Source organism: Janthinobacterium sp. PSPC3-1 (assembly GCF_049896105.1).
In the GTDB taxonomy this organism is placed as follows: domain Bacteria; phylum Pseudomonadota; class Gammaproteobacteria; order Burkholderiales; family Burkholderiaceae_D; genus Janthinobacterium.
The window spans coordinates 145,099-160,386 of record NZ_JAFCTQ010000011.1; the positions used below are offsets into that span (position 1 = coordinate 145,099).

Here is a 15,288-nt window from a genome sequence, read left to right on the forward strand (position 1 = left end):
CCTGCCATGAGCATTACACCAGAACAGCTCGCCGTGTTGATGCAGGAAGTGGAAGTGGCCGACCCGATCGACTTCGCCGACCTGCCGTTCAACGAGCAGGAGTTGCGCGGCCTGATCGCCAACCACCTGTGCGAGATGGCCGACGCCATGGAAAGCTTTACGCCGGAAGACCGCAACCTGGCCCTGCTGGCCGTGGCGGCCAAGCTGGTGCTGGAAAACCTGGTGCTGCACGTTCAGTTGCTGCGCCGCCACGGCTTGCCGGTGGGCGATAGCGTGGAAGCGCTGCTGCGGCGGCTCAAGGGTGGTCAGGCCTGAGGCGCACGGCCCGCGCCTGCAGGGTGACATCGCTTTCCACCACCGCCACGCACGGCAAAATATAGCCGTCCAGGCGCTCCTCAGGGCTGACGCCGGGCCAGTCCACCGTGTAGCGCACCTTGCCTTGCGGCATATGACACAGACAGGTGCGGCAAGTGCCGTTGCGGCAGGAACTGAGCAGGCGGATGCCGGCCAGTTCGGCGGCGGCCAGCAAGGTGGTGTCCAGGCTGGCGGGAAACTGCCAGCCCTGCGGGAGGATGGTGACGGTAGGCATGCGCCCAGTGTAGCAGTCTCAACCTTCCAAGGAGGTCCACTGCGCGCCCGCTGCATGGCTGCGCAGCACGGCTTCGGCAAACGCCAGCCCCGCCACGCCATCGATCACCGTCGGCAGCGACCGCGCCGCCTCGGGGATGGCCTCGCCCGCCTGCAGCGCGCGAATGGTGAGCGCGGCATCCAGATACAGCTGGGCAAACGCTTCCAGGTAGCCTTCAGGATGGCCGGCCGGCACGCGCGTGGCGTGCTGCGCGGCGGCACTATTGACGCGCCCGGGACGCAGCAGCTGGCGGTTGCCGCCCTGCGGCGTGAACCACAGTGCGTTCGGCTGTTCCTGGTCGAAGTCGAGCTGGGCCTTGCTGCCGAACAGGCGCAGGCGCACCGTGTTTTCGCAACCGGTCGCCACCTGGCTGGCCCAGAGCGTCCCCTTGGCGCCGTTCGCATAGCGCAGCATCACCTGCACATGGTCGTCCAGGGTGCGGTTCGGAACAAAAGTCGACAGTTCGGCCAGCAGTTGCCGCGGCGTCTGTCCGCTGACGAACTGCGCCATGTGATAGGCATGCACGCCCACGTCGAGCAGGGTGCCGCCCGGGCCGGCTTTCGACGCATCGTTATGCCAGTTGCCCTCTGCCATGCCGCCGGCGACAATCGCCTCGGCCAGCCAGTCCTGCGAATACTCGACCTGCACCAGGCGCAGCTCGCCAATCTCGCCCGCCTCGACCATCGCTTTCGCATGGCGCAGCAGCGGATAGCCGCTGTAGGTGTGGGTCAGCGCAAACAGCAGATTCTTTGCTTGCGCCAGCGCCGCCAGGGCCTTGCCTTCCGCCAGCGAAATGGCCAGCGGCTTGTCGCAGATTACGTGGATGCCCGCTTCCAGGAAGGCCGTGGCGACCGGCGCGTGCAGGTGATTCGGCGTGACGATGGCCACCGCCTCGATGCCGTCGGCGCGCGCGGCCTCCGCCTGCGCCATGGCGCGGTAATCGCTATAGCTGCGCTCGGGCGCGATATGCAGCGCCTGGCCACTCTCTCGCGCACGTACCGGATCGGACGACAGGGCGCCCGCCACCAGCTCATATTGATCGTCGATACGCGCCGCGATGCGGTGCACGGCGCCGATAAACGCGCCCTGCCCGCCCCCTACCATGCCCAGCCGTAGTCGTCGCTGCATCTCAGTCTCCCTGTTTCATGCCCAGCAAGTGATTGATCTGATCCTGATCGACGGCGCTGCCGGCAAAGTCGTCGAACGCATGCTCGGCCACACGGATAATATGCTCGCGGATAAAGCGCGCGCCTTCGGCCGCGCCGTCTTCCGGATGCTTCAAACAGCACTCCCATTCCAGCACCGCCCAACCCGGGAAACCGTATTGCGCCATCTTTGAAAAGATGGCTTTGAAATCGATCTGGCCGTCGCCCAGCGAGCGGAAGCGCCCGGCCCGGTCCTGCCAGTCGCTGTAGCCGCCATACACGCCTTGCCGCCCGTTCGGACGGAACTCGGCATCCTTGACGTGGAAGGCCTTGATGCGCTCGTGATAGATATCGATAAAGGCCAGGTAGTCGAGCTGCTGCAGCACGAAGTGGCTGGGGTCGTACAAAATCGAGGCGCGCGGATGCTGCTTGACGGCATCGAGAAAGCGCTCGAACGTCACGCCGTCATGCAGGTCTTCGCCCGGATGCAGCTCATAACAAACGTCGACGCCGGCCGCGTCAAACGCATCGAGGATCGGCAGCCAGCGCTTGGCCAGTTCGGCAAACGCCGTTTCCACCAGGCCGCTCGGGCGCTGTGGCCACGGATACAGATACGGCCAGGCCAGCGCGCCGGAAAACGTCACGTGCGCTTTCAAACCGAGGCGCTGCGAGGCGGTGGCGGCCCACAGCAACTGCTGCGTGGCCCAGGCCGTGCGCGCGGCCGGATCGCCCTTGACGTGCTCGGGCGCAAAGCCGTCGAACAGCGCATCGTAGGCGGGGTGCACCGCGATCAGCTGGCCCTGCAGATGGGTCGACAATTCGGTGACCTGCAAGCCGTGCCTCGCCAGCAGCGCAATTACATCATCGCAATATTGCTGGCTGGCGGCCGCCTGCTCCAGGTCGAACAGACGCGGCGCGGTCGGCAACTGCAAGCCCTTGTAGCCAAGGCCGGCCGCCCATTGCGCCAGGTGCTCGAGCGTATCGAACGGCGGCTCGTCGCCGAGAAACTGGGCCAGGAAAATGGCCGGGCCCTGGATGGTTTTCATGCTGCTCCTTTCCACCCCGGAGGCTCGCTCCGGGGAAATATCAGATTAAAACGGCGACTTTGGAAAGTAAAACTCTTTGGCGTTCTCGCGCGTGATCAGCACCGATGGGATGATCGTGTTGGCCGGCAGTTTTTCGCCTTTCAACCGCGCTTCCGTGGTCAGCTTGATGGCGTCGTACATGAACTTCGGCGAGTACGACACGTTGGCAACGATCTGCGGATCGGAACCGTCCATGATCTTCTTCACCGCACCCTTGGCGCCGGCGCCGCCGAATACCTGCTTGATGTCGGTGCGCTTGGCTTGCGCGATGGCTTTCTGCACGCCGATCGCCATGTCGTCATCGGCCGCCCACACGGCGTCGATCTGCTTGAAGCGGGTCAGGTAATCCTGCATGACCTTGAAGGCATCGTCGCGGTTCCAGTTGCCGTATTTGGCGTCGAGAATCTTGATCTCCGGGTGGCCCTTCATGACCGCGTTGAAGGCGTCGAAGCGCTCGTTGTCGAGCGTGGTCGGCATGCCGCGCAGCACCACGATATTGCCCTTGCCGTTCAGGCTTTTCGCCAGGTATTCGGCCGGCAACTTGCCGAATGCCGTGTTGTCGCCGGCGATATAAGCGTCCTGCGATTCCTTGTTGGTCAGGCCACGGTCGACCACGGTCACGTAGACGCCCTTGTTTTTTACCTGCGCCACCGGCTGCGTGAGGGACGCCGATTCGATCGGGAAAATCACCAGGGTGTTGATCTTGTTGACCGTCAACATGTCCTGCAACTGGTTCGCCTGCTCGGGCGCGGTGGCGGCCGTCTTGACGATGACCTTCACGCCGGGATGGGCTTTTTCCAGCTCGGCCTTAGCCTGGTTGGCCCACCACACGATGCCGGACGTAAAGCTGTGGGTGGCGGTCGGAATCGCCACGCCCACCACCAGTTTTTCGGCGGCCTGCGCCGCCATCGGCACGGCCCATGCCTGCATCACCAGTACTGCCATCCCTGCTACACGAATAAAGCTTTTCATGCTGCTCTCCTCCAAGGTTATGGACGGCCTGCGGGCCGCCCTTTCAGAACGCCGCTGTGTTTTTATTTGCGGCCTCGCTGCAGGAAGGCGACGGCGATAATCACCACACCTTGCACTGCGGCATTCAGGTAGACACTGATAATGCTGGTCAAATTCAGGATATTGCTGATCACGGACAGCAGGATGGCGCCGATCACGGTACCGACGATGCGGCCCTCGCCGCCCTTCAGGGCCGTGCCGCCCACCACGACGGCGGCGATCGCTTCGAGTTCCCACAACAGGCCAGTGGTCGGCGTGGCCGAACCCAGGCGCGGCACATACAGCACCGTGGCGATGCCGACGCAGATGCCGAGCAGCATATAGGTGGCAATCTTGACGCGGTCGACATTGATGGCCGCATAGCGCGCCACCTGCTCGTTGGAACCGATGGCCTGCACATGGCGGCCAAAGGTGGTGCGGTTGAGGATGATGGCGCCGGCCGCCGCCACGAACAGAAAGATCCAGATCGGAATCGGCGCGCCCAGCACGCTGGTGTAGTAGACGGGGCTGTACAGGTCCGACAAGGTCGAGTCCAGCGTCAGCGCGCCGCCGTCGGCCAGGTAAGTCAATACGGCGCGGAAGATGCCGAGCGTGCCCAGGGTCACGATAAATGGCTCGATATTGCCCTTGCTGATCAACAAGCCATGCATCAGGCCAAAGCCGGCGCCCAGCACCAGCGCCATGCCGATTCCCAGTACCAGCATGGTGATCGGCGCCAGGTCGCCGCCCATGCCCATCGCCAGCTGGTTCATGAAATAGATCATGCAGCCGGCGATCAGGGCCGCCATCGAGCCGACCGACAGATCGATGCCGCCCGAGATAATCACGAAGGTCATGCCGACCGCGATAATGCCGATAAAGGCCGTGCGCGTGAGCACGTTCATCAGATTGTCGATGGTGGCGAAGTCGCCGTTGAGCAAGGTGCCCGCAATGCACAGGGCGATCAGGCCCAGCACGGGGCCAAAGCCCTTGATGCGCGCGCCCAGTTGGGACAATGAACTGGTGGTGGTGTCAGTGCGTGCCGGTTGCATGAGCAATCAACTCCTCTTCGGTCAGGTGCTCGGCGCCGAGCGTGGTTTGTAAAGTACCGGCACGCATCACCGCGACGCGGTGGCACAGGCCGATCAGTTCGATCAATTCGGACGAGATCACGATCACGGCGCGCCCTTCGGCGGCCAGGCGATGGATCAGAAAGTAGATGTCGCGCTTGGCGCCCACGTCCACGCCACGGCTCGGTTCGTCGAGCACGATCACGCGCGGATCGGAATGCAGGTATTTGGCCAGCGCCAGCTTTTGCTGGTTGCCGCCCGACAGCATGCGCGCACGGCTATCCTGGTCGCCGGTGCGGATATTGAAATCCTCGACCGCCTTGGACAGCGCCGCCTTTTCCGCTTTCAGGTCCAGCCACGGCTTCGCATAGCGCTCCATCGTCATCATGGTCAGGTTTTCGCGCAGGCCCAGGTTCACATGCAGCCCCTTGCCCTTGCGGTCTTCGCTCAGATAGGTCATGCCATTGATCATCGCCTCGCGCGGCGTGCGGATATTGACCTGTTTGCCGTTCAGATGAATCGTGCCGGCGCTGCGCGCACGCAAGCCCAGCAGCGCCTCGAAGGACTCGGTGCGGCCCGCGCCCACCAGACCCGCAAAGCCCAGCACTTCGCCGGCGCGCACCTCGAACGACAGGTTGTTCGACCAGCCGGGCACGCACAAGCCATCGACCTTCAGCAGTACCGGCGCGCTTGGTGCCAGCGGCACTTTTGCCGGGAACATGTCGGACAATTCGCGCCCCACCATCAAATTCGCCATCTGCTGGCGCGTCAGGCTGGCCGTCAGCTCACGCGTGACAAAGCGGCCATCGCGCATGACGATCACCTCGTCCGTATTGCGCTCGACTTCATCGAGCTTGTGCGAGATATACAGGATGGTCACGCCGTCCGCTTTCAGCTGCGCCATCACCGCGAACAGGCGCTGGGTCTCCGACGAGGTGAGCGTGGCGGTCGGCTCGTCCATGATCAAAAAGCGGGCGCGGCGCGACAGGGCCTTGGCGATTTCCACCAGCTGTTTCTCGGCCACGATCAGGTCGCGGATCTTGGTGGCGGGCGACACCTCCAGCCCCACCTGTTTCAGGTAGCGCGACGCCTCCTCGTGCATGGCTTTTTCGTCGAGCAGCCAGCCGCGCGTTTTTTCATGGCCGAGGAACATGTTCTGCGCCACCGTCAGGTGCTCGGCCAGGTTGAATTCCTGGTGGATCAGCACGATGCCGGCGGCCTCCGCCGCACGCGAACTGCCAAAGCGCTGCGGCTGGCCATCGATCAATAACTGCCCTTCGCTGACCGCCTCGTAGCCGGCCAGGATTTTCATCAGGGTCGACTTGCCGGCGCCGTTTTCACCGAGCAAGCCATACACCCTCCCCGGCGACAGTTCAAAACTGACGCCATGCAAGACCCGCACCGGACCGAAGTCCTTGCAGATCGCTTCAAATCTGACGGCAACGCTCACTATGCACTCCCCCGTAACACCAAATTATGTTGCAGCACCACCCCCGGCACTTGCGCGGCCGGGTCGGCCAGGCGCTGCAGCAGCAGGCGCGCGGCCGTCTCGCCCAGTTCGCGCATCGGCTGCGCAATCGTGGTGAGGCCAGGATCGATTTGCGCGGCAATCGCGATATCGTCGAAGCCGATCACGGCCACGTCTTGCGGTACGCGCTTGTTCAGCTGGCGCAGCGCGCTCAAGACACCAATGGCCAGCGTGTCGGAGACGGCAAAGATGGCAGTCGGCGCATCTTTCTGCGCCATCAGGTCCAGCGCCGCCTGCGTGCCGGCCTCGTAGTCCAGGCTTTGCACGGTGCGCATCCATTGCGGTTGCACCTGCACGCCGGCGGCGGCCAGCGTATCCAGGTAGCCCTGCCGGCGCTGGCGCGCATACAGATAGCGCTCGTCGGAATTGATCAGGCCGATGCGCGTGTGCCCCTGCGCCAGCAGATGCGCGACCGCATCGGAGGCGGCGCGGTGGTTGTCGATGCCGACATAGGGCACGGCCACGGCGGGATCGAATTCGCAGCAGGCCACCCATGGCAGGCTGATCGATTCATGCGACAGCGCATGCTGCACCGTATCGGGGTCGAGGCAGATGGCGCCGTCGGCGCGGTGCATGCGCAGCAAATCGAAATACGAGCGTTCGCGGCCCTCGTCGGCGCCCGTGTCGCACAGCAGCACGAAATAGCCGTGCTCGCGCGCCACCGTATCGATGCCGCGCACGATCTGCGCATAAAACGGGTTGCCGACGTCGGGCACCATGGTCAACAGCATGCGGCTCTCGGCCGTGCGCAAGCTGCGCGCCAGGTGGTTCATGCGGTAGCCCAGCGCCGCCACGGAGGCGAGCACCTTGTCGCGCGTCGGCGCCCGCACGCTGCTGTGCTCGTTCATCACGCGCGAGACGGTCGCCACCGACACGCCGGCATGGGCGGCGACGGCGCTGATCGAGACGGTGGTCTCCGGCGCGGGTGGAATCGGAACGATGGGCGGCATGGGCTTCTTCAGTAAATGTAATCGATTACATTTATAAGCCAGAGGCGCGCAGGATGCAAACATTTTCGATGGTGCGCTGCGGTAGATCTGGGGTCAGGCCCGCGCCACCGCTAACGCCAAGCTCGGCGTTGGCGGGCGTGGGAGTCTGACCCTGGCCTTATTGCAGCATGCCGCAAAACGCATCGCCGCTGCCGTCAAGGATGACGCCGCTAGGCCAGCGGTGGCTGCGCTTCTGCGCCCGCAACAGGGACGCCGCCAGCGCCGAATCGCCGTCGACCGCATACACGAACACGGGCATGTTCAGGCCGGCCGCGTCCGCCAGCAGGGTGGGATTGGCGTCCAGGCTGCGCGCGTCGACGTGCACGCCGACCGGCATGCCGATCTGCTGCTGCACCCGCTGCAGCCAGGGCTTGTCGAGTTTCGGTGCGCGGGCATTCCTGGCGATAAAGCGGCTGACGCGGTTGGCGCCGGCCGCCTGCGCATTGCGCGCGTCGAACACGATCAGGCCCAGGTAACCCTGCGGATCGGCGCGCCGCGCGCAGACCAGGTTGTTCGGCACGCCCGAGGTCAGGAACCAGTTGCCGTGCGCGATGCCGCCGCGCAGCTGGCTCACCAGCCCTTCGATCGGCGCGCACGAGGGCACCACGTCCTTGATTTCCGCATTCAGGGTTTTGCCGGGAAACGGCGTGGCCAGGTCGGCGATGTCCGTCACGAAGGGCGGCGTTTCGGCCGTGATCACGCCGCGGTTTTTCATGCTGGCGGCGCGCCACTGCCCGGCATTCATCTGCCTGACGGGCAGGGGCTGGCCCGTATCGACCACCCGGCCCGTCAGCACGTCGTGGTGCACCACCCAGCTGCCGTCGCCGAGCAGTTGCAGGTCCGTCTCGACGCCATCCCAGGTGCCGAAATAGGCGTTGCGCAAGGCGCTCAGGGAATTCTCCGGCGCATTGCCGGCGCCACGGTGGGCCTGCAGCTTCATGCCCAGGCATTCGGCCTGTACGCCGCCGGCCAGCATGCCGAGCAGCAGCGCCAGCGCGGCCGCCTTATTTTTTTTCCGGGTGATAACCATATTCCATTCCCTGCAAAATATTGATGCGGATTGCTTCATTGACGGGGTAGCTATAGCCCTGCCCCACGGCCACCACATGCGTGAAATTGGCCAGCAGCCCCTTGCCGGCGATTTTCCAGCGCGTGCTGTCGGCGTCGGCCTGGCGGTTCCAGTCCAGCATCTGGTGGAACAGCTCGCTGCGCGTGACATTATTGTCCGAGAGGGTAAAGATGCCCCAGGTTCCCAGGAACGCCCCGGCCAGCACGCCGGTGGCGATCCAGGCCGAGCGGCGGCTCAGCTGGCCATCCTCGCCGGCCTGTTCGCCGCGGCGCGCGGCCAGCACCAAGAGGCCCACGGTGGCGACCAGGTACAGCAGTTTCGAGAAGTGGCCGATGGCGCCCAGCAGGGAGAAGAACAGGGCGACCGGCGGCACGATGGCGGCGCGCGAGGCTTCCTTGCCTTCTTCAAAGTATTTCCCGCCGCCGTCGAAGTCCTGCCGGCTGGCCAGGTATTCGACCAGCTTTTCGGCCGTCTGGCGGTCGAGGAATTTCTCGAACAGGATACCGAACTCGGCCGGGCTGGAATAGGCGGCTTGCACGCTGGCGCCGGCCGGCAGCTTCAAGCCATCGCGCAATTCGGCCTGGATGCCGGGACGCGCCACGAAGGCGGGGAACGACAGGCCAGGCGGAATCCGGTCGCCTTTCACGGTCACGCCCTTGCTGGCCGCTTCGGACGCATAGCGCTGCTTGACGGCCATGCGAAACGTCAGCTGGTCGGCCGGATGCCAGTTCGATGGCACCGGCACTTTTTTGCGCACATTGCTGACCACGGCCGCACGGCGGCGCGCCGGCACGCTGGTCGGCTGCCAGCCGTGGCGCGACAGGCTCTGGCGATAGTCGTCCCACGACGATTGCTGCTTTGCCTGCAAGCCGGGATCGTCATTCGGAATAATGCCGGAATACAGCTTCCACTTGGCGTTCACTTCCTTGATGGCGTCTTCGTAATTCTTGTAATAGCCGCCGGCGCCACCGGCCAGCCGGCGCACATTGGCGCGTACCAGCTGCTCCTTGGCCGGTCCCATGCGCTCGTCGAGATGGCCGACCGATACCGCCAGCATGGGGAACAGCGCCAGGAAGGCCTTGCCTTCCGGCTTGGAAAACAGCGTGGGATCGTCGACCAGGCCTTTCAGTTGCAGGCTGCCGCCAACCAGCGAGCGCTGCATCAGGGTGGTGCTGAAGGCCATGCGGCGAAATTCGGCATCGCGTGTATTGACCAGCACCGTCACGAAGGTCTTCAGCACCATGAATACCAGCACCGCCGTGAACGTGCACCACAGCATGATTTTCTTCCAGCTGGGGCCGCTGCCATCCTTGCCGCCATTCTTCAGGCGCCGGCGCCACATCAGTTGCAGCACCACCAGCGCGGCGGCGATGCCGGACAGGCTGCGGCCGTAGAACTCCACGTCTTCCACGTCATGCGGCTTGACGTCGCCACCGACCACGTCGAGCAGGCGGGCATTGAAGCCCAGTTCGAAGCACAGGTAGACGATGGTCAGGACGATCAGGATCAGGGTCTGCCGGATCTGCAGACTGCGCAAGCTCGCCGCCATCTTATTTCCTCAGGTCGATCACGACCGGCTTGATTTCTTCGGTCTGGAAGATCATCGGCGCGGCCGCCGGTGCGGGCGTACTGGCGCGCGGCAGCGGCAGGCTGATGGCGGCCGGCGCGGCGGCCTTGGCCGGCGCTTCCTGGCGGCGCGCCTTGGCCGTGCTGCGGGTGGTGGCTTTCGGCGCGGCCACCGGGGCGGCGGCGGGCGCCGGCGGCGCCGGAATCACGCGCCCGGCAGCATCGCCGATCGGCATGTTGACGATCGCCGGGGCCGTGCCGCGCAAGGCGTCGTCGGCAAACGGCACGGTGCGCGTATCGACGCCGGGCGGCACCGGCACGCTGGTATTGAGCAAGCGGCTGTCGGTATAGATCTGGCGCGACAGGCGGTTGTAGTTCGGGAAGTCGATATTGAGCGACCTGGCGTCTGACGCCAGTTCCACGCGCGGGCGGTCCTTGCAGTTGCCGATGGTCCATTGCAGCACGTCGGTGCCCTGGAAGGCCAGCACCTCGTAGCGGTAGGCGCAGCCGCGTTCCTGGGTTTCGACGATCACCACCGTGCGCTCGCCGACATTTTCCACGCGCGCCACGCGGGCCGTGATGGCATTGGCCAGCGGCACCACGCGAAACGCCTGCGACAGCTTGATCGAGAACTTGCCCTGCGGGTCCTTGCGCAAGGTGCCTTCGGTGCCGTCGCGCAGCTTGAACGTGGAGATCGGCGTGCCGAACAGCTCGGCCGTATCGACGCTCATCAGCACGCCGCCACGGCCATTCGGCTGCATGGCGCAGCCCGTCAGCAGCAGGCCGGCGGCGATGCCGGCGGCCAGTTTGCGCCAGTGCGCGGAGGCAAATTTTTCAGTCGTGTTCATGCTGGATGGCTTTCTGTTGTCTTGTGCAATATTATGGATTGATCACGGCCAGCGGATTGCCCGGACCTGGCGGCGGCAACACTTTCTGGCGGTCGCGCGTGAGCAGGGTAAACGCGCCCAGGGTGTCGGGACCGCTGACGATATCGAGCCGCTCGCGCTGCAGCCAGGTGCGGATTTCCGCCTCGGTGGCGTCGGCCCGGAACAGCACGCGGATGCGCACGCCGGTCTCGACGCCGCTGCCGCCACCGCGATATTCGGCGTTGTCGACGATGGCCGCCTGTCTCGGCAGGAAGATCCAGACCGATTGCGCCACCATCACACTGGCGGCCACGGCGGTCGCCATCTTCAGCCAGCGCGAGGCATTCGCCGCTTTGACAGGCGCTGCCGGCAGCACCGGAATTGCTGCTTCTGCTGCCGCTGTGCGCGTGGCTGGCGTGGCCCGACCAATCTGTAGCTGCTGCAAGCCCTGGCGCAGCAGCTCGCGGTAAGCATGACGATGGTCCTTGCCCGCCATGCCGAGTGGCGTGCCGGTCAGCGCGTAGCCGTCCGGCAGCGCCACCCGCGCCACCACGCCGGGGGCTGCGGCGGCCGCATTGTCCTGGCCATGCAGTTCGATCCAGCGCGCCGCCTGCAGGCGGTCCTGGCTGAATACACCCAGGCAGGCGCCCAGCTCAGCCACCGCCACGGTCACCGGCATGTCGCACAGCACCAGGCCGGCGCGCGGATCGGCGGGCGCGTCGCGCTCTTCGACCACCAGGCCGCAGGCGTCGGCATAGGACGTATCGGGCGTCACCAGCCAGCCGCGCCACTGGCCCAGCGCTGGCTGCCAGGCATCGAGCAGCACCGCGCCAAAGCCCGGGCGGCGCGCCAATAAATGAATCTGGCCGCCGCCGATGGGACGGTTCGCCAGGGGCGCGGCGTCGCTGCGGCGGGCAAAACGTTCCAGCAGGTGGGGCGGCACGGCGATGCCGCGCCAGTCGGGGGGATTGCCATCAGCAACTTCGCCCGCCAGCAACTCGGTGCTGGCGGGGGCCGTTTCCAGACGGGCGGCAACAATGGCCAGCGAGGGCGTCAGCGCGGTCATGCCGGTGGCCTTTCATTCAAATTCGGTTGGGTGGATGCGGGATCCACATGCTGGTTTAACGCAGCCAGGCACAAGATATCCAAAACTATTTGCGCCGCGTCGATGTCCAGCTCGGTCAAGCTGTCGCCGACGCGCAGTTTCAGCAGATTGAAGACCCAGGCACCGAGCAAGGTGGCGCGGTGGGAGGCCTGCACGATCTGGCGGCCCGCGCTGCCGGCGTCGCCCTTCTGCTTGTGGACCAGGCCCAGCTTGCCGCCGTGGTAATGGGCCGAGGCGATCTGTTCGGCCAGTTCCTTGACCGGCATGCCGCCGCAGCCGCAATGGCGCAGCAGCAGGACCAGGTCGTCCGGCAAGGTGGTGATGAAAGTCTCGGCGGCGGCCCGCACCTGTTGCGGCGTCAGCTGGTAGTCGCGCAGCACTTGCGCATAGTCGTCGGGCGCGCGCAAGTCGCAGGCGGTATCGTCCTCGCCGCCGCCCTCGGGCAGCTTGCGCAGCTGGTCGATGATGAAACGCTTGAAATACAGGAACAGCGCGCCGATATGGATCGGCACCGAGCTACTGTCGCTGCCCAGGACTTTTTCGACAAAGAAATGGTGGCGCAGGTCGGCCAGGGTGTCGCCCAGCGACGCCGCTTCGCGCGGACGGCAGGGCGCCAGGGCGGCGATGGTGCGTTGATAAAACTCCGCCAGTTCGTGCTGGGTCAGCTGCTGGCGGCGGCTCCAGAAATCCTGGATACGTTCAAATTGTTCCGATTGCAAAGCCGGTCCGATCGTGTGTGGGGGGCGCGCCGCAGCAGGAACGCCTGCATGCGGCCGGGAAGAAATACGCTTGCAGACAAATAAAACTTGTCAGTCAGGTAAAATGCACAGAGGCAATTTTCTCATACCAATGTGAAAATCGCTAACTTTTTGTTACTCACACAACAACCCCGAGAGAGCGATGCGCCGTCTTTTCCTGCTGTTGCTGACGCTGGTTTTCCTGCAATCCATGGCTGCGCACGCTGCCACGGGCAAGCGTATCGCGCTGGTGATCGGCAATGCCGCCTATCCCCAGCCACTGTTAAATCCCGTGAACGATGCGCGCGCCATGGCCGAGCGTTTGCGCCGGCTCGGCTTCGAAGTGCTGCTGCGCACCGACATCAATAGCGCGCAGCTGCAAAAAGCCTCGGCCGAATTTTCCATCCAGGCACGCGGCGCCGATATCGCCCTGGTGTTCTATGCCGGTCACGGCGCGCAGGCGGGCGAAGCCAATTACGTGCTGCCGATCGGCGCCAACATGAACGCGCTCAGCAGCGCGGCGATTCAATCGCAGGGCGTCGCGGTGGCCAGCCTGGCAGGCGACCTGCAGCGCAGCGGCGCGCGCGGCGCCGTGCTGATCCTCGACGCCTGCCGCGCGGAATACACGCGCGGCGGCCAGCAACTGCCCGTCAATGGCAGCGGCGCCGCCAGCCACGGCTTTGCCGACACCAGCGCGCCGCGCGGCGTGGTGATCGCCTATTCGGCCGGCCCCGGCGCGCTGGCGCGCGACTTCTGGTCACCCGATTCGCGCAACAGCCCCTATACCAGCGCCCTGCTCGACGCACTCGACGCACCGGGCCTGCCGATGGGCGAACTGTTCTCGCAAGTGGCCTCGCGCGTGGCCACCATGACGCACGACGTGCAAAAGCCGCGCGTGTCATTTGGCGAAACCTCGGCGCGCCTGGTGCTGAACATGGGCAGCGGCAAGGTCACGCCCGAGCCATCGCCGGCCGTGCTGGCGGCCAATGGCAACGGCGGCACGCGCGCACCGGCGCCAGACATCCCTGCGGTCACGGCAAGCAAGCCGGCGGTGGCGAATGGCGCCAAGGTCTGGCCCGGCAATGTGCTGCAAGACATCAACTATGAAATCCGCATGCAGATCGCGGCGCGGCCATTTCCGCGCCAACAGCTGGAAAAACGCGCCCGTACCGGCGACCTGGTGGCGCTGACGGCGCTGGGCTACGGCATCGGCGGCGGAGACGCCGGCGTCAAACAGCCGAAGGCCGGCATGCAGTGGCTGGAAAAAGCGGCCGCGAAAGACTTTCCGGTGGCGCAGACCTACCTGGCCGAACTGCTGATGGTGAAAGGCGACCCGGCCTCGCTGAAACGCGCCGGCGTGCTGCTGGACGCCGCCTCGCAAGCCGGCTACAGCCCCGCGCACGCCTATAAATTCGACCTGGCGCGGCGCACCGGCGCGCCACCGCAGGAAGCGGCGCGCCATCTGCAGGACGCTTTCATGGGCCTGATGAAGGATTACCAGGGCGCGGCCAAGGACATCATGCAGCCACCGAAAAAATAGGCTATGTCACCATCAAATGTGGGAACGAGCCCAAGGTGGCTCTGAGCAAGCTTTCCGGCGACAATATTCTCCGGGCGTCGAGTATCCAGCGCCATCCCAGGTAGTTGGGCAAATAGCGCGTCGCCACGCCGTGAAATACACGCAGCCATTCCCGCAGGCGGCTGTGATACGCATTGACATTTTGCACATGGACGGTGCCGCGCACACGGATGCCGGCCCGTAAATTGACGGCCACATGCAGGATGCCCATTTCCCTGGCAAACACGGGATAGGCGGGATGGCCATCGCTCACCAGCAGGATGTCGCGGTCGATCACCGGCGGCAGGCAAGCGTGCAGTTTTGCCTTGGTCAGCTGGCCCCTGCCGGTCACGAAATCGACGGTTTGCCCGGTGCGGTCGCGCGCGACCAGGATACAGACTTGTTCGTTCGAAATGCCGCGCTGGCCGGCAGCACCACCCCGCTGGCGTGCCGGGCGCGTCATGTGCCGTGACCCTTTCTGTGATTCCAGCAGATACATCTCATCGGCTTCGGCAATGCCGTGCAGGCAGCGCGGCCTGTCGGTTTTGGCCAGCGCCAGGAAGCGGTGGCGCCAGCGAAAGCTGGTGTTGCGATGGATGTGCACTTGCTGGGCCGCCTTGCGCACGGAAAACGAATTCAGCAAGCAATCCGCATAGGCCAGCCATTGCGTTTTATGGTGCAGATGCGCCAGCGGCGTGCCGGTCAGTGCATTGAAGGTTTTGCCGCAGGGTACACATCGATAACGCTGCAGTCCATGTGCCTGGCCGTGCCGGTGGAAATGCGTCGCACGGCAGGCAGGGCAATGCAAGTCCGCTTGCGCTGTTTGCTCGATCAAGATGATGGCCGCATTTTGTGACGCTGCGTTGTGCAGGAGCGCCATGCCCGCCAGGCGCTGGCGGTGCGACAGTTGCGTGCATTGCCGGATAAATGCCTGCCACTGGTCTGGGCGCAT

General features: G+C 64.9%; 15 protein-coding genes. 2 read left to right on the plus strand and 13 right to left on the minus strand.

Annotated features, from left to right (window positions below; genetic code table 11):
• The first annotated feature begins 6 nt into the window (after positions 1 to 6).
• Positions 7 to 315: a hypothetical protein gene (locus ACP7B7_RS14215; RefSeq protein WP_426077064.1), complete on the plus strand. Its 309-nt coding sequence runs from the start codon at positions 7 to 9 to the stop codon at positions 313 to 315.
• Here the strand turns inward: ACP7B7_RS14215 and ACP7B7_RS14220 are convergent.
• The 12 genes from ACP7B7_RS14220 to ACP7B7_RS14275 form a co-directional block, all read right to left on the minus strand.
• Complete coding sequence (locus ACP7B7_RS14220) at positions 296 to 589, minus strand: 2Fe-2S iron-sulfur cluster-binding protein (RefSeq protein ID WP_426077065.1); 294 nt, start codon at positions 587 to 589, stop codon at positions 296 to 298. The genes ACP7B7_RS14215 and ACP7B7_RS14220 overlap by 20 nt on opposite strands.
• Before the next feature lie 18 nt (positions 590 to 607).
• Complete coding sequence (locus ACP7B7_RS14225; protein WP_426077066.1) at positions 608 to 1,756, minus strand: Gfo/Idh/MocA family protein; 1,149 nt, start codon at positions 1,754 to 1,756, stop codon at positions 608 to 610.
• Position 1,757: 1 nt separating this feature from the next.
• A complete protein-coding gene (locus tag ACP7B7_RS14230) occupies positions 1,758 to 2,819 on the minus strand; it encodes a sugar phosphate isomerase/epimerase family protein (RefSeq protein ID WP_426077067.1) in 1,062 nt (353 codons plus the stop codon).
• A 45-nt stretch (positions 2,820 to 2,864) separates the two neighbouring features.
• Positions 2,865 to 3,788: a substrate-binding domain-containing protein gene (locus ACP7B7_RS14235; protein WP_374694286.1), complete on the minus strand. Its 924-nt coding sequence runs from the start codon at positions 3,786 to 3,788 to the stop codon at positions 2,865 to 2,867.
• 104 nt (positions 3,789 to 3,892) lie between these two features.
• Positions 3,893 to 4,900: an ABC transporter permease gene (locus ACP7B7_RS14240; protein WP_426077068.1), complete on the minus strand. Its 1,008-nt coding sequence runs from the start codon at positions 4,898 to 4,900 to the stop codon at positions 3,893 to 3,895.
• Positions 4,881 to 6,368: a sugar ABC transporter ATP-binding protein gene (locus tag ACP7B7_RS14245; protein ID WP_426077069.1), complete on the minus strand. Its 1,488-nt coding sequence runs from the start codon at positions 6,366 to 6,368 to the stop codon at positions 4,881 to 4,883. Before ACP7B7_RS14245 ends, ACP7B7_RS14240 begins: the two co-directional genes overlap by 20 nt.
• Positions 6,368 to 7,396 (minus strand): LacI family DNA-binding transcriptional regulator, encoded by a 1,029-nt coding sequence (locus ACP7B7_RS14250; protein ID WP_426077070.1) that lies wholly within the window; start codon positions 7,394 to 7,396, stop codon positions 6,368 to 6,370. The genes ACP7B7_RS14245 and ACP7B7_RS14250 overlap by 1 nt, the downstream gene beginning before the upstream one ends.
• A 157-nt stretch (positions 7,397 to 7,553) precedes the next feature.
• Entirely contained in the window at positions 7,554 to 8,465 is a 912-nt protein-coding gene (locus ACP7B7_RS14255) for a glycerophosphodiester phosphodiesterase (RefSeq protein WP_308923391.1), read from the minus strand.
• Positions 8,440 to 10,053, minus strand: coding sequence for a hypothetical protein (locus tag ACP7B7_RS14260; protein WP_426077071.1), 1,614 nt, complete (start codon positions 10,051 to 10,053; stop codon positions 8,440 to 8,442). Before ACP7B7_RS14260 ends, ACP7B7_RS14255 begins: the two co-directional genes overlap by 26 nt.
• A 1-nt stretch (position 10,054) precedes the next feature.
• Positions 10,055 to 10,918, minus strand: coding sequence for a hypothetical protein (locus tag ACP7B7_RS14265; protein WP_308923389.1), 864 nt, complete (start codon positions 10,916 to 10,918; stop codon positions 10,055 to 10,057).
• Positions 10,919 to 10,949: 31 nt separating this feature from the next.
• Positions 10,950 to 12,002, minus strand: a complete 1,053-nt coding sequence (locus tag ACP7B7_RS14270) for a hypothetical protein (RefSeq protein ID WP_308923388.1) — start codon at positions 12,000 to 12,002, stop codon at positions 10,950 to 10,952.
• Entirely contained in the window at positions 11,999 to 12,760 is a 762-nt protein-coding gene (locus ACP7B7_RS14275) for a hypothetical protein (protein WP_308923387.1), read from the minus strand. Before ACP7B7_RS14275 ends, ACP7B7_RS14270 begins: the two co-directional genes overlap by 4 nt.
• Before the next feature lie 181 nt (positions 12,761 to 12,941).
• On the opposite strand from ACP7B7_RS14275, the gene ACP7B7_RS14280 reads away from it, so the two are divergent.
• The gene (locus ACP7B7_RS14280; protein ID WP_308923386.1) at positions 12,942 to 14,318 is read left to right on the plus strand and encodes a caspase family protein; all 1,377 of its coding nucleotides are present in this window, start codon (positions 12,942 to 12,944) and stop codon (positions 14,316 to 14,318) included.
• Between the two features lies 1 nt (position 14,319).
• On the opposite strand, the gene ACP7B7_RS14285 is transcribed toward ACP7B7_RS14280, so the two are convergent.
• A complete protein-coding gene (locus tag ACP7B7_RS14285; protein WP_308923385.1) occupies positions 14,320 to 15,288 on the minus strand; it encodes an IS1595 family transposase in 969 nt (322 codons plus the stop codon).